Origin of the sequence: Pseudomonas sp. K8 (assembly GCF_014889455.1) — a bacterium.
In the GTDB taxonomy this organism is placed as follows: domain Bacteria; phylum Pseudomonadota; class Gammaproteobacteria; order Pseudomonadales; family Pseudomonadaceae; genus Aquipseudomonas; species Aquipseudomonas veronii.
This window is the reverse complement of record NZ_VJWO01000020.1, coordinates 25,185-49,582: the sequence shown is the minus strand read 5'-3', so window position 1 is coordinate 49,582 and position 24,398 is coordinate 25,185. Positions and strand designations below refer to the sequence as shown.

Sequence of the window (24,398 nt, the reverse complement as noted above, 5' to 3'; positions counted from 1 at the left end):
TGGCGATGGTACTCGGTTGCTTCATTGCGCCCCGGCGTGATCGATCACTGTACTTGCATAAGCAATGAGCGCTAGATGCAGGCTGGGGTAACTGAGGGTGATTTGACGCCAACTGGCGTACTTATTCAAGGGACCCGACTATGCTAGTAGCATGAAGCCATGACTGTTCCCCGTTTATTGAAGCATTCAAGGTAAGGAAGCCCGATGCGTAAGAATCTTCAGTTGCCTGCGTCCCGGTGTCAGCCATGAATCCGTGCTCAGGAAGGGCCAATCGACGGGTGCTGATCGTCGATGACGCGGCCTCCATCCACGAGGATTTCCGCAAGATCCTGTGCGCCGATACCACAGGCGGCCAGTCCCTGGACAGCATCGAAGAAACCCTGTTCGGCACCGCCCCCACCGTGCGCCAGACTTTTGTGCTGGACTCCGCCTATCAGGGCCAGGAAGCCCTCGCCCTAGTCAACCAGGCCCTGGCCGACAACGCGCCCTACGCCCTGGTGTTCATCGATATGCGTATGCCGCCGGGCTGGGACGGCCTGGAAACCATCGAACAACTGTGGAACGTCGACCCGAACCTGCAGATCGCCCTGTGTACGGCCTACTCGGACTATTCCTTCGAAGCCATCGAAGCGCGCATCCAATACAGCGACCAGTTGCTGATCCTGAAAAAACCGTTCGACAACCTGGAAATCCGTCAGATGGCCAGCGCGCTGACCTGGAAATGGCAGCTGGCCCAGGATGCCGCGCTCAAATTGATGGGGTTGGAGCGCACGGTCGAAGAACGCGTGCAGGAACTGCTGAAGGTCTCACACCTGCTGCAATACGACGCCCTGACCGAACTGCCCAACAGCACCCTGCTGGGCGACCGGCTGACGCAGGCCATTGCCGTCTGCAGGCGCCATGACACCCAGTTGGCCGTGATGTTTATCGGCCTGGACCGCTTCAAGCGCATCAACAATGCCCTGGGCTATCCGGTCGGCGATGAAATGCTCAAGCAGGTCAGCCAAAGCCTGGTGGCCACGGTGCGCGCGTCGGATTCGGTGTTTCGCTACGGCTCCGACCAGTTCGTGCTGATCCTCAACGACATCAAGCATCCCCAGCAAACCCAGTACATTGCCGAAAAACTGCTCGGCGCCATCAGCACGACACACTATGTGGCCGGGCATGACTTGAGTGTCACCGCAAGCCTGGGCATCAGCATCTACCCCAACGACAGTTTCAGCGCGGTGGAGCTGATCAAGAACGCCGAAACCGCCATGCACACCAGCAAAGCCCATGGCCCCAACGACTTCAGTTTCTTCGTCAACGAGATGAACCTGCGCGCCCAGGCCCAGCAAAGCCTGGAAAGCGCGATCCGGCAGGGCTTGCAGCGCGATGAGTTCATATTGCACTACCAACCGAAACTGGATTTGAGCAGCGGGCGGATCGTCGGCGCCGAAGCCCTGATTCGCTGGCACCAGCCCGATCACGGCTGGATCTACCCGTCAGCCTTCATTCCCGTGGCCGAAGACAGCGGCCTGATCGTGCCCTTGAGCCAATGGGTGTTGCGCCAAGCCTGCGAGCAAGCACAAGCCTGGCGCGCCGCCGGCCTGCCTGCACTGTGTATCTCGGTGAATATTTCGGCGATTGATTTTCGCCAGCGCAATTTTGTCGCCAACCTGGCGGCCATTCTGCAACGCACCGGCCTGACGCCCAGTTTGCTTGAACTGGAGATCACCGAGAGCGTACTGATGCAAAACGTCGAGGACACGCTCGTCACCCTGCAAGACATCAAAGCCTTGGGCGTGCGGCTGTCGATCGACGATTTCGGCACCGGCTATTCCAGCCTCAGTTACTTGCGCCGGTTTCCCATCGATGTGTTGAAGATCGATCAATCCTTCGTGCGCGGCCTGGGCGAAAACAGCCAGGATGCACAACTGATCAGTGCCATCATCAGCCTGGGCAAGAGTCTGGACTTGAACATCATTGCCGAAGGCGTCGAAACCCTTGAGCAATTGGAATTCCTCAAAGCCCACCGCTGTGAGGAGGGCCAGGGTTTCCTGTTCAGCAAAGCCGTGGCGGCCGCTGAATTCGCCCAATTGATGCAAGCCGGGCAACGCAGCCTGATGCCCCCCCAGTGACTGTCTATTCAAGGAACGAACGCTTGATCCGTCCCCTCACCCGCTCTCCTCGCCCGTCACCCTGGGCACTCGGCCTTGCCGTCGCCCTCGGGGTCGGCGCCGCCCTGCCCGCAGTGGCCGCGCCACTGGATGAGCCGCTCAAACCGCTGCCGCCGGTGCCGCCGCTGGATGCGGCAACAGTTGAGCTGGGTCGCCAGTTGTTCAACGAGAAACGCCTGTCGGTCAATGACAGCCTGTCCTGTGCCAGTTGCCACCAACTGGCAACGGGCGGGGGCGACGATAAGCCGTTTTCCTTGGGCTTTGATGGCAAGCCGGTCAAACTCAACACACCCACGGTGTTCAACGCCAGCCTGAATTTCAAGCAGTTCTGGGACGGTCGGGTGGATACCCTCGAGGCCCAGATCGAACAAGTGGTCATCAGCCCGGTGGAAATGGGCAGCGACTGGAAAACCGTGGTCGACAACCTCACCGCCATGCCGCAGTACCAGGCCGCCTTCAGTCAGGTGTACCCCGACGGCGTGACGGCGGCCAACGTGCAAAATGCCCTGGCGACGTATGAACGCACATTGCTCACGCCCAACTCCCGCTTCGACCAGTACTTGCTGGGCAATACCGAGATCCTCACGATCGAAGAAAAATACGGCTACCAACGCTTCAAGGAATATGGCTGCATCGCCTGCCATCAAGGCATGAATATCGGCGGCAACATGTTCCAGAAGTTCGGCGTGATGGATGATTATTTCAAGGGCCGCACGCCCGCCGAGACCGACCTGGGCCGCTATCTGGTGACCCACGACGAAGAAGACCGTAACGTGTTCAAGGTGCCCAGCCTGCGCAATGTCGCCGTCACCGCGCCGTATTTTCACAACGCCTCGGCCAAGACCCTCGAAGAAGCCGTGGACGTGATGTTCAGATTCCAACTGGGGCGCGTGCCCTCGGCGGAAGACAAGGACCAGATCATCAAGTTTCTCAAGACCCTGACCGGCCAATGGGCGGGCAAACCTTTATGAGCAGACGGTCATGAGACTCTCCCGCCACTACGTCATCCAACTACTACTGGGCACCGCGACCCTGCTGCTGGCATCGATACTGGTGTTCCTGTACATCAAATCAAGTACTGACCAGACCAGCCATTACACCGAATCCCGCGACCTGATCCGCCAGATGCAGCAGCTCAACGCGCAGTGGGACAGTGAGGTGCTCAAGGCCAGAATCGCCCTGACCCACAATTACGACCCCCTGGTGACGCCGCTGACGCAGATCACAAGAATCTGGGAGGAACTGCGCCAGCACGAGTCGTATCACGCGCCCAACGACCTGCCCGGCTGGCAAGCCAGCCTGGAGGCCGGTCAGGCGGCGATCCAGGATAAAGCGCGGCTGGTCGACCAGTTCAAGTCCCATAACGCCGTGCTGCGCAACTCCCTGGCGTTCCTGCCGACCGCTGAAAACGATATCCAGGCCGCGTTCACACGGCTCGACGACGAACAGCGGCTGCCACTGCAAAGCGTGGCCACCGACACCTATGACCTGTTGCTCAGCAGCATGGAGTTCGCCCAGGTCGCCAGTGCCGACCGCGCGGCTGAGATTCTGTTGGGCCTGAACCTGCTGGCGGTGAACAAAGAACGCTTGCCGGCCGACTTCCACCTGCCGGTGGAGATTCTCAGCAACCACGTCGCGCTGATCCTGCGCGAACAGCCGCTGGTCAACACCTTGTTGGAACGCATCGCCGCGGTTCCCGTGGCCGAACGCCTGGACGAACTGACCACCCACCTCAACCAGGATCAGCAGGCCGCCGACCTGATCGACCAGAAGTATCACAACTACTTGCTGGTGTTCTCCACCCTGCTGGTGGCATTGCTGCTGTACCTGGCCATCAGGCTGTTGCGCAGTTTCACCGTGATCAACCGCGTCAACCGCGCCCTGCACACCGCCAATGCCAGCCTGGAACAGCGCGTGGAAAAACGCACGCGCCAGCTCAGGGATGCGCAAAGCGAACTGCTCGACAGCGCCCGCCAGGCCGGCATGGCGGAAATCGCAACCAATGTGCTGCACAACGTGGGCAACGTGCTCAACAGCGTGAACATCTCCGCCGACCTGGTCGCCCGTAAGCTGCGTACCAGCAAAGCACTGGGGTTGGGCAAGGCCATGCAGTTGATCAACGAACACCCCGATGACCTGGGCACTTACCTGCGCGAAGACGAAAAAGGCAAACTGCTGCCGGGCTACCTCAACCAATTGGTGGAAGCCATTGCCGTCGAGCAACAGGGCCTGACCGACGAGCTGGCGCAATTGAGCAAAAGCGTCGACCACATCAAGGACATCGTCTCCACCCAGCAATCCTACGCCGGCGTTTCCAGCGTGCTGGAGCCCTTGCAGGTCAGCGCCCTGATGGACGACGCGCTGCGCATGAATTCCGGCGCGCTGAATCGCCATCATGTGACGGTGGTCAAGGAATACGCCGACGTACCGCAGATCATGGCCGACAAACACCGGCTGCTGCTGATCATGGTCAACCTGATCAGCAACGCCAAGTACGCCATGTCCAACCTGACCGACCGGCCTCGGCAGATTACGTTGTCGATCCAGACGATAGAGGACAACATCCTGCAAATCAGCGTCAAAGACGAAGGTGAAGGCATCCCCGCCGAAAACATGACGCGGATCTTCACCCACGGCTTCACCACTCGCAAGGAAGGCCATGGCTTCGGTCTGCACAGCTGCGCCCTGGCGGCGATTGAAATGAATGGCCGGCTTACCGGCTATAGCGATGGTCCGGGCAAAGGCGCGCTGTTCACCTTGCAAATCCCCCTCAACGATGCTGCAGGCCCCGCATGAACCAACCACCGAACCGGCGCATTCTGCTGATCGACGACACGCCCTCGATTCACGAAGATTTCCGCAAGATCCTCAAGCCGCCCCTGGAACAGAACCAGGCCCTGGACGCGATGGAAGCCGCGCTGTTCGGCACCAGCGACAAACAACCGCAAAGCCCGCTGTTCGAGCTGGACTCCGCCTACGGTGGGCAGGAAGGTTTACAACTGCTCGAGGCGGCCATGGCGGCGCAACTGCCCTACGCCCTGGCCTTCGTCGACATGCGTATGCCCCAGGGCTGGGACGGCGCGCAAACCATCGAAGAACTGTGGAAGGTCGACCCGAACCTGCAGGTGGTGGTGTGTACGGCGTACTCGGATTATTCCTGGGAAGAGCTGCTGTTTCGCCTGCGTGCCCATGACCGGCTGCTGATCCTGAAAAAACCGTTCGACAATATCGAAGTCCAGCAAATGGCCAACACCCTGACCGCCAAATGGGACATGGCCCGCCGCGCATCCTTGCAAACCAGCCAGCTGGAGCTGTTGGTGGAACAGCGTACCCAAGCGCTGACCCAGACCAGCCAGGCCCTGCAACTGGAGATCGACGAGCGCAAACAGCTCGAAAGCCAGTTGGTGCAATCGGAAAAACTGGCGTCCCTGGGGCAACTCGCCGCGGGCGTGGCGCACGAGATCAACAACCCGGTAGGGTTCATTTCCTCCAACCTCGGCACCCTCGAAGGCTATTTCAAACAGCTGCAGCAGATGCTCGATGCCTACCGCCAGGCCGAAGCCGCGATCGGCGACGATCAGCTCCAAGCCCTGCGCCAACGCCTGGACCTGGACTTTCTCAGGGAAGATATTCCGACGCTGATTCACGAATCCAAGGAGGGCATTGGCCGTGTGGCGCAGATCGTCAAGGACTTGAAAGACTTTTCCCGAGTGGACACCGACCAGACCTGGCAGTGGGCCAACCTGCAACAAGGTATCGATTCGACCCTGAACATCGTCGCCAGCGAGCTCAAGTACAAAGCCGACGTCATCAAGCACTATGCGCCCTTGCCGGAAATCGAATGCCTGGCCTCGCAGCTCAACCAAGTGGTGATGAACCTGGTGATCAACGCAGCGCAAGCCATCGGGCCGGAGCGCGGCACCATAACCATCAGCGACGGCGTGGACGGCGAGAACATCTGGCTGGAAATCGCGGACAACGGCTGCGGGATTGCCCCGGACGCCCAGCTGAAAATCTTCGATCCGTTCTTCACCACCAAGCCGGTGGGCGAAGGAACGGGGTTGGGGCTGTCACTCTCCTACGGCATCGTCAAGAAACACCATGGCGAAATCTCCGTCAGCAGCGAACTGGGCAAAGGCACCACGTTCCGGGTAGTGCTGCCCATTCGCCAAACAGCGGTGTAGGCCCGTTCGAAAAAGCATCACGCAACGGTTGGATCAACGCCCGAACTTTCCATCGAGTTCGAATAGGACCCGATACGAGCTCATGCGCAATGCGCAACTCTCTCGACTTCTTTGTAAATCTGGGCGCCTTTGGCAATTTCCGCAGTGCGCAGATCATAGGCGGTCTGCAGGTTCAGCCAGAACTGTGCAGATGTCTCCAACGCGACTGCCAGGCGTAATGCAACGTCCGCACTGATGCTCCGACGCATCAATACAATGTCATTCACCGTAGGGGCGGAAACATGCAGCGCCCTTGCGAGAGCGGCTGCGGTCAGGCCCAGCGGCTCCAGGTACTCTTCCTTGAGTATTTCCCCAGGATGTACAGGTCGCATGCCATTCTTAAACATCATTCACCTCAGTGGTAATCCACAATTTCAACATTTTCAGGGCCGTGAGGCCCCCAAATGAAACAGACCCGGAATTGACCATTGATTCGGATACTGTGTTGCCCCTCTCTGCCACCGTATAACGGTTCCAGCCTATTCCCGGGCGGTGAGCGAAAATCAGCGAGTTCAACCGCCGCATCCAGCATGCTCAGCTGTCGTTCCACCACGGAAACGACAGCGGAGCAACGTCGGGTTCGACCGGTTTCAAACAGTTTTGGGGTTTCGGCGCATTTAAAGCTTCTGATCATCGCTTAATGCTTAACGTTATTCGTTAATGACCAGTTCTACATGGGTTGTCGATATATTCAACCGACAGTTGAATAGGCGCTGAGGGAGGGCGACGAGCGGTCAGTGCCGCCGTCAAAAAAAGCCGCTCCAGACACTGGAACGGCCTTAGAGGTAAGGCCGGAACGCCTCACGCCAACTGTCTATATCGGGCCAGTCCGCCGTGTCTATGCGACCCAAGCGAATGCACCTACAGGTTGTTCAGGGTTTCCTTACTGGCGCAGAATGCCGCACCGACCAGAAGAGTCCGATCCCAAGGTAACCGTATGAGCCTGTCCTTGCTAAGCCGCTACGCGGTGTTTGCCGTATGCGTGATGTTCACCCTCGCCAGCCTGCCCTTTGTCGAACATGAATGGTTATGGCCCATTACCCTGGTCACCGGCGCCCTCAGCCTGCTCGGCCTCTTCGACCTGCTGCAAAGCCCCCACGCGATACGCCGCAACTACCCGATCCTGGGCAATATCCGTTACCTGGTCGAGGGCATTCGCCCGGAGATCCGCCAGTACCTGCTGGAGTCCGACAGCGACGCCCTGCCCTTTTCCCGGGCGCAACGCTCATTGGTCTACTCGCGCGCCAAGAACCAAACCGCCGACAAACCCTTCGGCACCCTGATCGACGTGTACCAGTCGGGCTTCGAGTTCATCAGCCACTCCATGCGCCCCGCGCCGTTGACTGACCCGAGCTCGTTTCGCGTGATGGTCGGCGGCCCGCAATGCAAGCGGCCGTACTCGGCCTCGGTATTCAATATCTCGGCCATGAGCTTCGGCTCTCTGAGCGCCAACGCGATCCGCGCGCTCAACCAGGGCGCCAAGCTGGGTAACTTCGCCCACGACACCGGCGAAGGCAGCATCAGCCCCTATCACCGCGAAAACGGCGGCGACCTCACCTGGGAACTGGGCAGCGGCTACTTCGGCTGCCGCACCCGCGACGGCCATTTCGATCCGGAACGCTTCGCGGTGCAGGCCCAGAACCCGCAAGTACGCATGATTGAAATCAAGATGAGCCAAGGCGCCAAGCCTGGCCATGGCGGGATTCTGCCCAAGCACAAGGTCACCCAGGAAATCGCCGAGACACGCGGCATCCTGATGGGCGAAGATTGCGTCTCGCCGTCGCGCCACAGCGCGTTTTCCACGCCTATCGAGTTGATGCATTTCATCGCCCAATTGCGTGAGTTGTCTGGCGGCAAGCCGGTGGGCTTCAAGTTCTGCCTCGGTCATCCGTGGGAATTCATGGGCATCGCCAAGGCCATGCTCGAAACCGGCATCCTCCCCGACTTTATTGTGGTCGACGGCAAGGAGGGCGGCACTGGCGCCGCGCCCGTGGAGTTCACCGACCACATCGGCGTGCCGCTGCGCGACGGCCTGCTGTTCGTCCACAACACCCTGGTGGGCTTGAACCTGCGCGACAAGATCAAACTCGGCGCCAGCGGTAAGATCGTCAGCGCTTTCGACATCGCCAGCGTGCTGGCCATCGGCGCCGACTGGGCCAACTCGGCGCGCGGCTTCATGTTCGCCATCGGCTGCATCCAGTCGCAAAGCTGTCACACCAACAAATGCCCGACCGGCGTCGCCACCCAGGACCCACTGCGCCAACGCGCCCTGGTCGTGCCGGACAAGGCCCAGCGCGTGTTCAACTTCCACAGCAACACCCTCAAGGCCCTGGCCGAAATGCTCGCGGCAGCGGGCCTGGAACACCCGTCGCAATTGTCGGCCAAGCATTTGGTGCGACGTATGTCGGCGACCGAAATCAAGCTGTTCTCACAGCTGCATGTGTTCCTCAAGCCTGGGGAATTGTTGACCGGGGAAGTGAACGGCGAGTTTTATTCGCGCATGTGGCAGATGGCGCGGGCGGATAGTTTTGAGCCGCAGGAAGTCGTTGCGGCGTAAGGGAGCCATGATATGTTGAAAGTCATCGCGGAAGATTTCATCAAGCCCGAACACTTGGACACGGTGCGCCCGTGGTACGCCGAACTGGTGGAAAAAACCCGCCAGGAACCGCTGTGCATCGCCTACGATCTGTTTGTCGATCAGAAAGACCCGGGGCACTTTATCTTTGTCGAGCAATGGCCCGATCAGGCGGCACTCGATACCCATTGCCAGACCGAACACTTCACTCGGCTGGTGCCGCAGATCAATGAGCACCAAGCCAAGCCCTGCAGGGTGCTGCTGATGGACGCATTCTGACCCAGCCTTTACCGCGCTGAAGCGGACCACCGACGGCACTATTGAAACCAGCAGGTTCACATGCCGTTGCGGGACTTCGCGGCCATCGCCAGATTTTTCTGGCGATGGCCCATGTTGCCCCCGTGCCGCCATTGAGACATTCAGTAATACCCAGCCTTTGCAATCGCTTACAAATACCGCCAACCTGCGCCCGCTCGACGTGCGGCGTAAGACAACAGCCGCGCGCGCCAGTCATTACTAAACCTTTCGTACAAGAGCCCGCTGCCATGCTGAACGGACGCGACCCGCGCATCGATTTTTTTCGGGGCCTGGCGTTGATCTTCATTTTCTGGGATCACGTCCCCCACAACCCCCTCGGCCAGATCACCCTGCGCAACATCGGTTTCAGCGATGCGGCAGAGGTGTTTGTATTCCTCGCCGGTTACGCCGCCGTATTGGCCTACGGCAACGTCCTGCAACGCGACGGCTACTGGATCGCCTCGCTGAAAATCCTGCGGCGCGCCTGGGTGCTGTATGTGGTGCATATCTTTTTGCTGGCGATGCTGATGGGCATCGTGTTCTTCGCCAACAGCCATGTGGAAACCCGCGACCTGGTCGAAGAGATGGGCCTGACGCACTTCGTCACCCACCCGCAGCAGGCGCTCACCGATGAATTGCTGTTGCGCTTCAAGCCCAACCTGATGGACCCGCTGCCGCTGTACATCGTGCTGCTCGGCGGGCTGCCGCTGGTGCTGCCGTTGCTGCTGCGCCAGACCTGGGCGGTGGTGGGCGTGTCGTTGAGCGTGTACCTGCTGGCGCCGTGGATGGGCTGGAACCTGCGGGCGATTGCCGATGGCGTGTGGTACTTCAACCCCGTCACCTGGCAGTTGCTGTTTGTGCTCGGCGGCGCGGCGGCGATTCATGCCCGCCGGCCGCGCCCGGCAGAGCGCCGCGCGCTGCTGCGTCAGCCGCTGTTTGTGGCGGCGGCGGGCTACTCGCTGCTGGCCGCGATCATCACGCTGGCCTGGCGCTGGCCCGAGGTGCATGACGCGCTGATGCCCGCGTGGCTCAGCGAACGGCTGTACCCCATCAGCAAGACCGACCTGTCGCCGGTGCGCCTGGTGCACTTCCTGGCGCTGGCTTATGTCACCGCCAAGCTCTTGCCCCATGCCGGCTGGACCCGCCATTGGCTGGCGCAACAGACTTGCCGCATGGGCCGCTATTCCCTGGAGGTGTTCTGTCTCGGCGTGCTGCTCGCACCGCTGGCGGACATGCTCAACGCCCTGGCCGGCGACGCGTTGGCCATGCAGCTATTCAGCGCGTTGGCAGGCGTGGTGTTGATGGGCGCTCTGGCGACCTGGCTGGAATTCAACAAACGCCTGGACAGCAGGTTGCAAGCGCGTCGCGCACTGCCCACGTCATCATTAAATAGATAGCCCCGGCCGTTTTCGCGACGGTGCTTCCATGCCCTTCCACTTATCGTGAAAGGGTATGGCTGATGTCAACTTATCAACGACTCAACGGGTTATCAGGCAACTTGCAGTCCAGCAGTTCCTGGTCACGGCAACAAGCCCTTGAGCAGATTCAGAACAACGTGATTCAAGCCATGAGCAGCTTGAACCCACAGGAAAAAGCCCGCTACGTCAGGTTGCAACGCGAAGCATTGAGCGCCTTGACCGCTCTGGAACACGCCCAGCAAGCACTGACCCGCGACTTCAAGACTCAAGGCCTTGCGCAACTGCGGGAAAAAATCGGCGGGCGCGATCCCGAGCAATACACCCTGTTCACCCGCTACAAGGAGAAACGGGAGCAGGGCTTCCCCTGGGACCCGCCGCAGCCGCTCCTTCCGCTCAATACCGTGCCCTTGCCCGCCGCGCGCTATCGTCGGGCCCATTACGACTTCCATTACATTGAGCATCTCAAGCACATGTCGCTGTGGGAAGCGGCCTGTCTCAACTACGGTTTCACCCACTCCATTCACGGGGACTCGGGTTTCAGCCTGGTGGAGGCCAGCTATATCGTGGGGCCGGACAACGACAGAAGCCTGGGCGCACTGGCCTTCATCGAAGCCGCCCGCACGCTGGACCTGGGCGCTCAACTGCGCGACAAAGCCCGTACCGCCATGGCGCCGGGCGGGCCGTTGCGCCCATTGTTCGAGGCGTCGGCCAAGGCCAGCCTGCTGTTCGACGCAATCGAAGCCTACCGCAACCGTGCCACTACCGGCGTCACCCTGGAGATCTACACGCGACTCAACGCCGCCATCGAAGGCACTGGTGCGCAATTGCCGTTCGACACGCTGAACCTGAGCTCCGGTATCACCCCCCTGATCTCGGTGCCCTTCGTCCCCTGGGACAGTTGCATCCCCGTGCCCTTAATGCTGATTCGCGTGGCCAGCCTGGGCGTGTTGTCCTACTTCCCTTTCCGTCCCGGCGGGGCGTTGCAATACCACGACGATACCCAGGCCGCCGAGTACGCGTTTCGCACACAACTCACTGACAGCCACGCGAAAAAAGACCTGGGCTGGTTCTCCCGGCAATTGCCCTTGATCGGGCTGTCGGTGTTCAGATCACTGATCAACAAAGCGCCGCATCTGAAGGGGTTCAGTTGGTTAGGCGCTTATGTGTACGACGGTTTTCACCTGGCCTTCTCAACAAAGACCCTGGACAACATCCGCTTCAACACCGACATCAAATCCGGGCGCGCAATCACCCTGGTGCAGGCGTGTGCCTATCGCCAGATCCAGCGCTTTCAGTCAGACCTCGACACACTGGCGCAAACCCGCTCGGAAAAAGACTGGCAAGCCCTCAAAGATGCGGCGGCGGCGATTGCCGGTGAAGTGCTGCAGATGCTGCTTACGCCATTGCCCGGCGGCGTCACCGGCATGAACCGGGTCATGCAACTCGCGGTCATGGGCAGCCTGACCTACAGCGCCGCCCAGGGCGTGAATGAGCTGGCCAAGGGCGAAGCCAGCGGATTTGCCTCGGCGCTGGCCGATGTCACCGACCTGGCCGTCAGCGGCAAGCTGATCTCAACCGCCGGAAGGGCCCATCGCCAACGCATGCACGCGTACCTGGAAAAACTCGGCAACCCATACAAAATCACGCGCGCCGACGGCAGCCATGGGCTCTGGAAAGCCGACGCCCAACCGTATGCCCACGACAACCAGCGCCTGGTCAACGGTATCACCCCCAACGCACTGGGCATTTACACGGTCGAGGGTCACCTCTACGCCAAACTGCGCCAGGGCGAGCTGGACGTGCTGATCGAAGTCAAATTCGACGACGCGCACAAACGCTATGTACTCACACGCGGTAAAGACGGCTACACCCCAGCGATCATATTCGCTCCAGAGCTCCAGGCCTGGACCTTCGATCTGCACAATGCCCATCTCCTGTCCAACCCGGAGTTGCTGCAACGCATGCTGCCCAACGGGGCGTCGACGATCCCGTCGGCCGACCTTGAACACATGCTACGCAGCACCGCCACCACTCGCGATACGCTGGATCGCGTGTGGCGCGCCCAGCCGGCACCGTTGAACCTGATCGAAGGCGCCCGGCGACTGCAGGTCGATCAGGTCATCCAGCAAATCATCGAGCGGTTCCCCCAACCCGGCCAACTGCCGGCGCATGCCGACAGCACGGTCTTCTGCCTGCTGACCCAACTCAACGGCTGGCCGACCGACACCCTGCTGCATATCCACGATGCACAAGGCACGCGGATCGAGACCTACGGCAAAACCGAGCAACCACCCCCACGCGCCCATGCCATCAACCTCAAGCGCCGCGAGGATGGCAGCTACACAGACCTCAACGACGCGGGCAGCGGCCCCGAGGGCAACGAGCACCTGCTTCAACTGATCATCCGCCAGCAACCACGCGACTCGGCCCTGGGTAAAGAGGACCAACCCAACGCCTCCGAGGACGCGCGCGTCAGCAGCGTACGCCAACAGGTTGGCGCATTGGCAAGCCTCGAGCGCCACGCGCTGTTTTCGGCGCTGTTCGATTACTGGGGCTACGAAAAAGCGGAGCTCGCCGCCGCACCGGCGGCAAGACGGTTTCTGCCGGTCAAGGTGTCACCGGCCTTGATTACCGTCACGCCCCTGTTGAAAAAACTGCGCGACCTGAATCCGCCCCTGACCGCCGCCAACCTTGCGCGATTACTCGCCGAGCACCCGCTGACAGCACGCCAGCAAGAGGCGTTTCTGAGCGGTGGCACCCTGCCGGTAGCGTTCGTTGAAACACTCGATCGCCAACGTACCGCGTTGCGCATCGACGCGGTGATCGACAGCCTGTACAACCCCCGCGACTTCAATGCCGACACCGACCTCTGGGCCCGGGAATTTGCCGGCGCGCTGATCCGCGACACCCTCAAGCGTCCCTTCGTGGTCACGGATGTCAGCCAGGGCGAGACCTTCGTGCCCAGCGGTGCGGACGACCTCACCGTCAACCTGCGCTTGCACCCCGGCGGTCGCTACCAGGCCTATGACATCCGCAACGACAGTGAAATCCCCGTCTCACCCGCCCAAGACAGCTTCTACCTGGCCATCGCCTCGGTGCTCCACCCCCACGAACGTCAACAACTGGGCATGAGCAGTGTCACCGACGCCAAGGGCCTGCGCAAAACCCTGGGGGACAACATGAGCGCCCGACGCAACCCCCAAGGTCACGTCAGCCTGGTCAATGGCTCGCTGGTGCCCTACCAACACAACCTAATGCTGTCACCTGGCCTCAAACCCAGGACCGACGGGATCTTCATGATTGAGGGCAACGAATACCTGCCGCTGTTCGGCAGCCTGTTCCGCATCGTCTTCGATAAAACGCTGTTCAAATGGCGGCTCAAGCACCCGAAAAAAATCGGTGTCGACACCCCGCTCCTGGAGCACAACGGCCAGGGCACCTGGCGTCTGGCCAGCGAGAACCCGATGACCTGGGACACCCACCAGCTATTCCACCGCCTGGGGCACGAGGACTACGCGTTTACGCAGGAACGGGCCAGTCAAATCCTCGCCCTGACCGACACCCCGGACCACGTGCTGCGCCAGGTACACCGTGCCACCCACCCGGTGCCGCCGTTGTTGGCCGACACCTGCAAACGCTTCAAGATCGAGCAACAGATTCAACACTTCATCAACGCACTGCGGGTGAACCCCAACACCCAGGAAGCCGAGCCGGCCCTGCAATTGCTGGTGATCTCCGCGTTGCCGGGATGGCCGGACAACCACAGACTGCAGATCGTCGGCACCGGGAACGAGGTGCGCTATCAATACCCGGCCAGTGCGGGCCCGAACGCTGAAACAATCCTCGTGACCGAGCAGGACTACAGGGACGCCCGACTACTGAACCAACTCACCGGCGACGACACGCTGATCAATGCCTTGTTGGGCGAATTGCCCAGCTCCGCTGAAGAGCGCTTGTTCAAACTGGTGAAAAAAATCGTCGAGTTCGCCGAGAAAGAAACCAACCATCTGTTCAATTCGCTCTACCAAGAGAGCGAGCACCGCAGCCCCAACGTCGCGCGCGAACGCTTCAAGGCCGCACATGCCGACTTACCCAACAACACCGTCGACAGCATCCTCGACCACGCAACGCCCCGCGAACTCAAGCAACTGCACGAACACGGCAAGGTGAGCCTGCGCCTCGGCGAAACAGCCCGACTGACCGCCCACGAGGTGCGTCTGAACCGAGCCTTCGAGGGCTTGTACCTGGACAACCTGATCAACCCGGACAGCGACCGGATCATCCTGCACCTGCTCAACACCGTGCCCGGCTGGCCCAGCGACCTGCGCATCGAAGTCCGCGACCGACACTTCAGCGGCTCCAGCATCGAAGCCGCCGGCAACCCGGCCGGGACGCGCCAAAAAGTGCTGGTCAAGCAACACCAGGTCTACCGCGCCTACGACTCACAAGGAGCGCCTCTCGCCGCGCCCGTCGGCAGCGGCAGCAACCTGCTGTCGGCCATCATCCAGACGTTGACCGACACCGAACGGAGCACGCTGGGAATCACACATGAAGACGACCTCGCGCCACTCCAGGAGCAGATCGCCAAGCTGGCGCTGTCCCAGCGCGTGGCGATAAAAAGCCTGCTGGACCTGCCGCACCTGCAACCCTGGCTGCAACCGCCGATGGGCCTGGATCGCTCATTTCTGGTGTACCCCGTCTGGAACTGGCTGTGGCCATTCGGCGGTAATCGCGCGCCGGACCTGGTGAACAGGGTCCAGGAACTCTACCCCCGATTCGACAATGACACCGCCCGCGCCTTCATCCGCTGGCTCAACCTGGATGAGCCGGCCGCCCTGATCGAGCTTGACCGACGCCAGGCCGAATACAGCTTCATGGACATTGAACTGACCCGCTGGAGCGACACCCCCCGTGACACCGACAACGACGAAACCGACCCACTGGGCCTCCATCTGGGCCGTCGTCGCCATATCGCCAACACACTGCGCAGGGCCTGGCGACGGGATGAGCCGCCACAGGTCTACATCGATGGGTTGTTTCATGCTGAGTCATTAACACTGCAACTGGACACCATCGATCTGCCCACGGCGGCCTTTATCAACGGGTTCAGGGGCTTCGAGCACATCGAGCACCTGAGTATCGCCGGGGACAGCTTCCCCGCCTCGGGCCATGCATTCCTCGCGCTCTTCCCAGGCTTACGGGCCCTGCAAATCGACTGCCAGTTGAGCGAGCTACCGAGCGCCATCACCCAGATGACGCAACTCACCCGCCTGAACCTGGAAGGCAACGCGCTGGTTTTAACCGAGGAGTCCGCCGCACGCCTCGCCGCCATGGTCAACCTGGAAAACCTCAACCTGGGTTACAACCCCCTGGGGATCACGCTCGACGTCACGCGAATGAGCCAACTCTCGACCTTGGATTTAAGAGCAACCCATACCCAACAATGGCCGATCGGCGCCGCAGATCACGCGAATCTGAACACCCTGTACTTGCAGGAAAACCAGATCTCCAGCATCCCCGAGCGCGTGTTTACCCACCCCAGAGCCATCATCCGAAATCGTTCGACGTTCCTGCATGACAATCCGCTGTCGCCCCAAACCTTGCAGCGCGTTAGGCAATACCACGTCGACATTGGCATGGCCGTAGGGGGCTCCCTCCCCGGCATCGCCCACACGCCGCCCGCCGAACGCGGCATTTTGCCTTGGCTGGTCCACCTGAAACCCTTTAAACACGACAGCGCCAGAGAACTGTGGAACGGTCTGTCAAGCCATGAAGGCGCCCGTCCCGATGATGTCTTCAGAGTGTTGGCGGACTTGACCAAGTCTCTGGAGTACACCGTCGCTGGAAATGCACGTAAAAAACTGACATTCCGGGTCTGGAACCTGCTCGATGGCCTGAGCAACTCCACCGAGCTGCGCGAAAAAGTGTTCCTCAACACCCATGCGGCGGGCACCTGTGGCGACGGCGCCATACTGCTGTTCAACAACATGGAGCTCATGCACCGAGTGCATCAGACCCTCGCTCGATACGACGAAAACCGCATCGACCGCGAACTGCTCGGCCTGGCCAAACAAGTGTATTACCTGGAGCAGCTCGACCAGTTCGCCGACGATCACATCAGCCGCTTGACCGCGCAAGGGCGTTCGCCGGACCCCGCCGAAATCACCCTGTTCTATCGGGTGATGTTGCGCGAGGAATTCAACCTGCCGGTCCAGGCGGACCAAATGTTGTATTCAGTGGAGGGGTACGGCGTGGTCGACAACGATGTCCAACAGGCGCGTCAAATGCTGCGCGGGTTGAAGGATTCCCCTGGGCTGGCGAACGCATACAAAACCTGCGACTTCTGGCTCGACTACCTGGAACGACGCTTTCCCGCGCCCTTCTTAACGATCAAGGAAGTGACCCGCTACAAGATCGGGCTCTTGCAAAAGGAGCTGCCGGACAAACACTCCGATGAACACCTCGACCGCCTGCAAGCGCTGATCGACACGCAGACCGCCGAGCGCAACCGCCTCATCGGCCAGTTGACGGACGCCGCCCTTCACGCGTTGCCGCGCGATTGAGCGCATCAAGGCGGCCTGTGCGCCACAGGCCGCCTTGAACAAGCGTTACGCCGAGCGCGCGACGCCTTGGGCAACCTGGGTCGGTTGCAATTTGAACGTGTAGAACAGCACCGTCAGCAGCACCAGGAATACCGGGCCGACATACAGCGCGACGCGGGTGTCCGGGAAGTACGCCATCAGGCCCACCACCAGCACCAGGAACGCCAATGCCAGGTAGGAACTGACCGGGTACAGCCACATGCGGTACTTGAGGCCCGCCTGTTCCGCCGGGCTCAGGCTCTTACGGAACTTGAGCTGCGCCAACAGGATCATCACCCAGGTCCAGATCGCGCCGAAGGTGGCAATCGAGGTGACCCAGACGAAGACTTTCTCCGGCACCAGGTAGTTGAGCAGCACGCCCAGCAGCAACGCAGCGATCGACAGCAGCAACGCATTGCGCGGTACGCCGTTGCGCGAGGTGGTGCCGAAGGTCGCGGGGGCCTGGCCGTTCTGCGCCAGGCTGTAGAGCATGCGCCCGGTGCTGAAGATGCCGCCGTTGCAGGACGACAATGCAGCGGTGATCACCACGAAGTTGATGATGCCGGCGGCGGTCTTGATGCCCAGACGCTCGAAGGTCATCACGAACGGGCTGCCCTGGGTGCCGATTTCATTCCACGGGTAGATCGACAGAATCACGAACAACGCGCCGACGTAGAACAACAGAATGCGCCAGAACACCGAGCCGATGGCATTCGGGATGGTCTTCTGCGGGTTCTTCGCTTCACCGGCGGTGAGGCCGATCATTTCCACGCCCAGGTAGGCGAACATCACCATTTGCAGGGACATCAACACACCCTGCACACCGTTGGGCATGAAGCCGCCGTGGGCCCACAGGTTGGAAATCCCCAGCGCCACGCCGTCATTGCCGAAACCGAACGCGATGATGCCGACGCCACCGATCACCATGGCGATGATGGTGACGATCTTGATCAGGGCGAACCAGAACTCGAACTCACCGAACGCCTTGACCGCGATCAGGTTGATCGTGCCCATGCTGATCAAGGCCGCCAGGGCCCAGATCCAGCGCGGCACATCGGGGAACCAGACGCCCATGTACACGGCCACGGCGGTGATTTCCGCGACGCAGGTCACCAGCCACAGGAACCAGTAGTTCCAACCGGTGAGAAAGCCCGCCAACGGGCCGAGGTAATCCTGGGCATAGCGACTGAACGAGCCGGCGACGGGGTTGTGGACCGCCATTTCGCCAAGCGCGCGCATGATCACCAGGATCGCCAGGCCGCCAATGATGTAAGAGAGCATGATCGCCGGGCCGGCCATTTCAATGGCCTTGGCCGAGCCAAGGAACAGGCCGACACCGATGCAGGCGCCGAGGGCCATCAGGCGAATATGCCGTTCGCCCAGTTCACGTTTCAGCGGGCCGCCCTGAGCGGTCTCGCCATGAGGCAGGTGGTTGCCAACTGGCATAGGGGTACAACCTCGTCTTGTTATTGGATTAAGCCACCGAGTACTCGACGTCACAGCAGGTCCGCCAGGACGCCTCACACCGGGTTCGCCTCATGGGCCAACCCGTCTGGCCAGGGCCAGTTCAGCGGGGGTGCAGTATAAAAAGCTCAACCCAGGGTTTTTCACTTAATAAACGGCAAGATTCAGCGAGAACTCGCGGTAAAAGCGGCTTTTGTGGAGGGGCATTACCTGGATAGCGTAAGGATTTTCTCCGTTTGACGCGCGCCGAGTATTGCACAGCTTTGGTGCAGCGTCATGCCCCTACCTAGGCCGTATATACCCAGCCGAAGGCTCTGCTTCAATACTTTCAGCCCATCGGGCGGACAACGCGGAAGCCGGCCACGGCCGAACGGGAAGCATCGCCATACCCGCCGCCGGGCCGCCCCTTCACCATGGGGTGCTTCGATTGCCAGGACGGCAATCCCAGCGAAAGGATCTCCCCATGCCGACCACCCTCGACGTACTCCAACAAGGCCGGGCACGACGCCTGGCCGCCGATGGCCAATTGATCAGCGCGTTGTTCAATCACCTGACAAACGGCGACTCCACCACAGTGATCGTGCCCGAGCACTCCACCCTGGGCTGCTGGCTGCAGGTGTACCGCCGCGCACTCAGCCGCCCACACCTGCGGGCCTGGGCCACGCGCCTGCCGGTGGAGCTGGCCGGCCTGGACGTGCCGCTCGAAACCGCGCCGCTCGAACTGCCGGCGCAATCGGTGCTGAATTTCTATGGCTATCCCTACCCCGAGCATCGCGGCGAGCGCAGGGTGATCTCCCAGGCACTCGATCAATCGAACAGTTTCGCCGAGCCCAAGGCGGGGCTGGATGACGGGTTGAAGCGGTTGAATCAAGACCGGCAACAGATCGCCGACCAACTGCAAACCCTGCTCGACGACGACGATTTCAGTCTGTTTTCCTGCTACAGGAGCTATTTCAAACTCGACTCCGGTTCGTTCTGGGCCACCGCCCAGCAAACCGGCGCCGCGTTACTCGACGCCATCACCCGCAGCCCGTCGTTCCTGGCGCTGGAAGCGGTCGACGGCCTGCAACCCGGCACGTATATGTTCGATCCCGCCACACGCCGGCTCAGCGGCAAAAAAGCCTGGGGCGGGCTGGCGGATATCGGCATCGAACAACTGCTGGCGCTGCCCCTGGACGGCCAGCTCGAACACCTGGTCGAAGTCGCCGAGCAGTTGGGGAGCTTTGTCCACCAGAGCGGCCAGTTCAGCCTCGCCCAACTGCTCAATTGCCATGATCTGCCGGTGCCCGACACACCCGCCGAAGCCCGCGTGCTGATCGACACGCTGCGCCAGTCGACGGCGTTGACCACGCTGCCGGTCAGCGACCTGGCCAACGCCGATCTCGCCCTGATGCAGCACCAGCAGTGGCTGGCCCAGGACCATGACCGCGACGTCATGGCCGAGTGCTTGAAAGGCCTGATCCAAGCCCCGCCCAACGACCACGTGATCGACACGGCCAGCGTGACGTTGCACCCCGCACCGGACTCCGGCGCGCCGCACCATCCCGCCGTTGTCCCGCACCCCATCTGCGGCCCCTTCACCCTCCAGCAACTGCTGCAACAGCATGATCTTGCCCCACCGACCAGCGTCGACGAAGCCCAGGACACCCTGCAAACCCTGGAGATGAACCTGCCCCGCCGCCCCGAGTTCGACGACTATCATGGGCTGTTGAGCGCCACGCCCCACTCGCCGGTGCGACTGCTCAGCGAACAGCGCCACAGCGTTCTCGCCACCGCCAATCACGGCCTGCCCGAAGGCCACCCACGCCTGCTTGACCGCTTGTGCGGCACACTGCTGGGCGACCTGAGTGCTGACGCGATCCGCGCCCAGGCCGACCACTTGCTCAAACAACTGCTGCGGCGCGGACCGGCGCGGCAGTTGGGCCAACAACTGGTGACGGCGCTGCACTGGTACGGCCAGCACCCGGACGAAGCCGCCAGCCAGACCAGCCTCGACCTGTTGGTGTTGAGCGCCCTGATCCTCGACCTCGACCCTGGAGCCGGCGAAGCAGGCGCTCCCATCGCCGGTTTCGAGCTGAGCGCCCACGCGGGCAAGCCCCATGGTGAAGTGCGCCAAGACCTGGAACTGCATTTGGTGCGAACCTGCAAGGTCTCCACCCGCGCTGCGCCCCTCGCCGCCCACCTGTTGCTGGCCGGCGCCGCGCCGGAGTTTCTGGTGCGCGGGCTGCCCGCGACGATGCGCTTTCGCAGCTCGATCGCCTGGATGAGTTTCAAGCAAGGGGTCTTGATCGCGCAGGCCATGGCGCCCGGCTCACCGCGCCAGTTGAGCTACCACGACATGCTCGCCCTGGCATCCATGCCCGCCACGACCGGCCAGCAACAACAGTGGCGCGAATACCTCGCCACCCGCACCCTGCTCGACTGGGCCATCACCGTGGGCGAACTGCCCGAACGCGACAACACCGCCTACCTCGCGCATGAAATCGACGCGCTGAAGCTGCGCCTCAGCCAACGCCTGCACGCCTTGAAGGCAGCCCTGATCACCTTTGCCGACGCGCCACCGACCCGCCGCAGCATTGCCCTGGCCGACCTGAAAAACCTATTCCCCAACCAGACGCTGCTGGACAAAGCCTGCCTGTGGCGCCCCGTCCCGCCGCTCGCCGGCGGCAGCCTGCGCTTCCCGATGCACCATCACGAGCGCCGGAACTACAGCCTGCACAGCCTGGTGGAGTTGCACATGGATGGCCAACTGGGCGACAGCCGCTGGCAGTCCATCGAGCCCCAACTGGACCTGGCACAACTGCGCCCATCGTTCGGGCGCCTGGGCAACATCCATCAACGCTTCGACAGCGCGTTCGCGGCCTACATCGAACGCCTGAAGCAGGCCTACAGCAGCCTGATCGAAGACCTGCTGGCGCAACTGCCGCTGGCCGACCGACACCACCTGCAACAGGCCGACTTGCAGCTGTTGGTGCTGAAAAAAGAACCCGGCAAAGACCTCGCCCTGCTGAGCCCGGAGGAAGCGTTGGCGCGCAGTGCCCGAATGGGCGTGATCCTGCGCGGCACATCGCCCAGCGCGGTGCAGGAATACGAGCTGTTCCCGCTGTTGAACCGCGTCGACAAACGCCGCGGCGCACCGCTGGCATTCCGCGAGGGCGGCACGCTGATGTCGGTGGCCACCGGCACACCCCACGCCACCCGCCCGGTCACCCAACTGCTGATGGGCGATGAACTGCCGCTGGACTGGGACGCCTATGCCAACGGGCGCCCGCCACGGCCTGGGGTGCGCGCCAAGGTCATTGTGCAGACGCTGTGGTCATTCAGCCCGCCCCCCGCCCAGCCGCCGACGGCGGCGGCGCTGACCTATGGTTCGACGCTCAACCGCGCCATTGCCCAAGCCATCGTGCGCGAGCACTTCTTCCTCGAAGTCGACGCCTTGCACCTGCAAGCCCGGGGGACCACGCAGCGCGAGCAGATGCAACAGCGCTGGGATCGGTTGTGGACACGCCTCAAAGCCCTCGTGCCGTTCTGGTCCTGCGCCGAGGACCTCGCTTCCGGCGACACCCGCCGTGTCATCGACGGCGGCTACGCCTGCTTTATCGACCTGTTGGCGCTGCTGTTCCCCACCCAGCGCTTTCTCACGGCCTCCCTGGCGGTGTTGAAAAAAACCGCGCCGTTGCCGATCAAACTGCTGCAATTGGCCCGCTTGAGCGGCGCCTTTCTCAACACCGCGCTGAACCCGCTGGACGGCCTTCCGGGCCTGTTCAGGCTGGCTCGCAGCGGGGTGATCCGGCTGAGCGGCGGTGCGCGGAAAATCCTCCACACGGCCATCGAACAGGTTCAACGTCGCACCGCCGACCGGTTCCTGCTCGACTACCCCCGGCTGCTCGCCGGCGCCGACCTCGGCAGCGGCACGCTGCTGCGCGGCAGCGACCTGCTGCGGATCAACGCGCTGCTGCACAAAAAATATTGGTACCCGTGCCACCCGTTCACCGGCAAACCCTATGGGCCACCGAGCCACACCTTTCGCCTGGACAGCGCCCTTGGCGTGGCGCCGATGCAGAATGCCCGCGAGCAGCAGGTGCTGGTCAGCGAACGGCTGTTCGCCACCCAGCCGCTGCTGATTGCGCGTCGCGACGCCACCGACCTGCTCGACGGCGACAACCTGTTCCGCCTGGAGCACCAGGCGCCGACCCACCTGGACGACCTGGCCTCGCCCGCCTACTTCAAGGCCGCCGAAGGCTTCGACAGCCTGTGCGGTGCGGCGCGCAGCAAACGCAGCCCGATCCCACTGATCTGTTTCACCAAAAAACTCACCGCGTTCAACGCCTCGATCCAGCAACGCCGCGCCCAGGCCATCGAGCACCTGCGCCTGATCCCCGCCCCCGCCGTCGGCCCCGACCCGCGCAAGCTGGTCCACAACCGTCGGCTGTACGAAGCGCTGCCCCAAGGCACCAGCTTTGAACTGACGCCAGTGGCCAGGACCGCGCCGCTGACCTACAAGCCCCAGCTCACCGGTCGGCTCATCGCCAACGAAGCGCAATTCGGCCTGCCCAACAATCAGCTGGACAATCAACTCAACCGCGACACGCGCGTGGTCGAGCTGACCGGGCTGACAGTGGGCACCGATGACAGCCGAACCCTGCGCGCCATGGCGATCGAACTGACCCCGGCGGGAGGCACGCGGATTATCGTGGAGGCCGACGCTGGGGTCTTTTACGAAGGCATCGCCATCGCCCCCGCTCCGGCGATGCTGTTCAACCGCCTGGACTTCAACCTCGGCGGTGAACCCGAACAGCTGATCCGCGCATTCAGCCAGCGCAAGCTCGACTACTTGAGCGCCGCCGGGTTTGTGCATAACCGCCCGTTGGTCACACTGCCCACCCTGGAGGTACTGAGCCAACAACTGGCCAGGCGCGGCTTCGGTGCGGCCAAACTCAAGCGCCTGCTCGAGCAGTCACGCGGCCTGCGGGTTATCAAGCAGCGCGAGTTGTTGCTCAACGCCAGCGATCAGGGGCAGCGCCTGGGCATGAGCGTGGCCGTCACACCCTTGAAACTCGACACCTGGCCGCCCTACCTCGCCCAGCCTGGCCAGACCCTCAATCAGTACCTGGCCAGCAAGGCCCAGGCCAGCACCGTGGCGCTGGTCAAAAGCACCGGGATCGGCTCGGCCAACATCGTGGGCACGGGGGTCGACGAGCTGGAACGGCTGGCCATCGCCGAACCGCTGGTGATGTGGCAGTACAGCCGGGCGGGCCAGCCTAACTACACCGAAGTGATCCTCAAGACCGGCGCAGGCAATTGCGACCAGATGGCCCACGTGGCGAGCGAACTGATCAGGTTCAACGGCGGCGCCGCGCGCGTCTGGGGCACCAGCCCGCCCGCCCACGCGTTTGTGGTGGTGGGGAACCCGCCGGCGACGCTGGGCTCGACCCTGGACTTCAGCGAAGCGGGCTGGGTCGGCCTGTGGATATGCGACCCCTGGGCAGCCATCGTCTGCCCGGCAAGCGACTACGTGCGTCAACTCAACGTCAAAATGCACATGTGGTACCTGGAAGACATTTCGGTGTTTTTCAACGATCGCGGCACCTACCGCTGGGGCCAGGCCAACGACCGCAACTGGCTGGCGCTGCTGCGCAACGGCGTGAAACGCCCGCAGCCGTGAGCCGACACATTTCGTC

12 protein-coding genes are annotated in these 24,398 nt (G+C 62.0%); 9 read left to right on the top strand and 3 right to left on the bottom strand.

The window, feature by feature from the left end; translation table 11 throughout:
* Positions 1-245 precede the first annotated feature (245 nt).
* From INT12_RS15755 to INT12_RS15740, 4 genes are read left to right on the top strand one after another with little or no spacing between them, the layout of a single operon-like run.
* On the top strand, positions 246-2,120 hold the full coding sequence (locus tag INT12_RS15755; RefSeq protein WP_046485805.1) for a putative bifunctional diguanylate cyclase/phosphodiesterase: 1,875 nt from the start codon (positions 246-248) through the stop codon (positions 2,118-2,120).
* Positions 2,121-2,143: 23 nt separating this feature from the next.
* Entirely contained in the window at positions 2,144-3,130 is a 987-nt protein-coding gene (locus tag INT12_RS15750) for a cytochrome-c peroxidase (RefSeq protein WP_193039694.1), read from the top strand.
* Positions 3,131-3,140: 10 nt separating this feature from the next.
* Complete coding sequence (locus tag INT12_RS15745) at positions 3,141-4,955, top strand: DAHL domain-containing protein (protein WP_104903844.1); 1,815 nt, start codon at positions 3,141-3,143, stop codon at positions 4,953-4,955.
* A complete protein-coding gene (locus tag INT12_RS15740) occupies positions 4,952-6,343 on the top strand; it encodes an ATP-binding protein (protein WP_046485811.1) in 1,392 nt (463 codons plus the stop codon). The genes INT12_RS15745 and INT12_RS15740 overlap by 4 nt, the downstream gene beginning before the upstream one ends.
* 80 nt (positions 6,344-6,423) lie before the next feature.
* Here the strand turns inward: INT12_RS15740 and INT12_RS15735 are convergent, their stop codons facing one another.
* The gene (locus INT12_RS15735) at positions 6,424-6,729 is read right to left on the bottom strand and encodes a HigA family addiction module antitoxin (RefSeq protein ID WP_017844583.1); all 306 of its coding nucleotides are present in this window, start codon (positions 6,727-6,729) and stop codon (positions 6,424-6,426) included.
* Positions 6,730-6,737: 8 nt separating this feature from the next.
* The gene (locus tag INT12_RS15730; RefSeq protein WP_193058912.1) at positions 6,738-7,016 is read right to left on the bottom strand and encodes a type II toxin-antitoxin system RelE/ParE family toxin; all 279 of its coding nucleotides are present in this window, start codon (positions 7,014-7,016) and stop codon (positions 6,738-6,740) included.
* A gap of 303 nt (positions 7,017-7,319) precedes the next feature.
* Here INT12_RS15730 and INT12_RS15725 point away from each other — a divergent pair, with 303 nt between their 5' ends.
* From INT12_RS15725 to INT12_RS15710, 4 genes are all read left to right on the top strand, one after another.
* Positions 7,320-8,939 (top strand): FMN-binding glutamate synthase family protein, encoded by a 1,620-nt coding sequence (locus INT12_RS15725; RefSeq protein WP_017844582.1) that lies wholly within the window; start codon positions 7,320-7,322, stop codon positions 8,937-8,939.
* Between the two features lie 12 nt (positions 8,940-8,951).
* Positions 8,952-9,236, top strand: a complete 285-nt coding sequence (locus tag INT12_RS15720; RefSeq protein ID WP_017844581.1) for a putative quinol monooxygenase — start codon at positions 8,952-8,954, stop codon at positions 9,234-9,236.
* Positions 9,237-9,502: 266 nt separating this feature from the next.
* A complete protein-coding gene (locus INT12_RS15715; protein ID WP_193039697.1) occupies positions 9,503-10,651 on the top strand; it encodes an OpgC family protein in 1,149 nt (382 codons plus the stop codon).
* Positions 10,652-10,713: 62 nt separating this feature from the next.
* Positions 10,714-17,235, top strand: a complete 6,522-nt coding sequence (locus INT12_RS15710; protein WP_226926212.1) for an NEL-type E3 ubiquitin ligase domain-containing protein — start codon at positions 10,714-10,716, stop codon at positions 17,233-17,235.
* 45 nt (positions 17,236-17,280) lie between these two features.
* On the opposite strand, the gene INT12_RS15705 is transcribed toward INT12_RS15710, so the two are convergent.
* Entirely contained in the window at positions 17,281-18,699 is a 1,419-nt protein-coding gene (locus INT12_RS15705; RefSeq protein ID WP_017844578.1) for an amino acid permease, read from the bottom strand.
* A gap of 481 nt (positions 18,700-19,180) precedes the next feature.
* Between INT12_RS15705 and INT12_RS15700 the strand changes: the two genes are divergently transcribed.
* Positions 19,181-24,382, top strand: a complete 5,202-nt coding sequence (locus INT12_RS15700) for a hypothetical protein (RefSeq protein WP_193058911.1) — start codon at positions 19,181-19,183, stop codon at positions 24,380-24,382.
* The last annotated feature ends 16 nt before the right edge of the window (positions 24,383-24,398 follow it).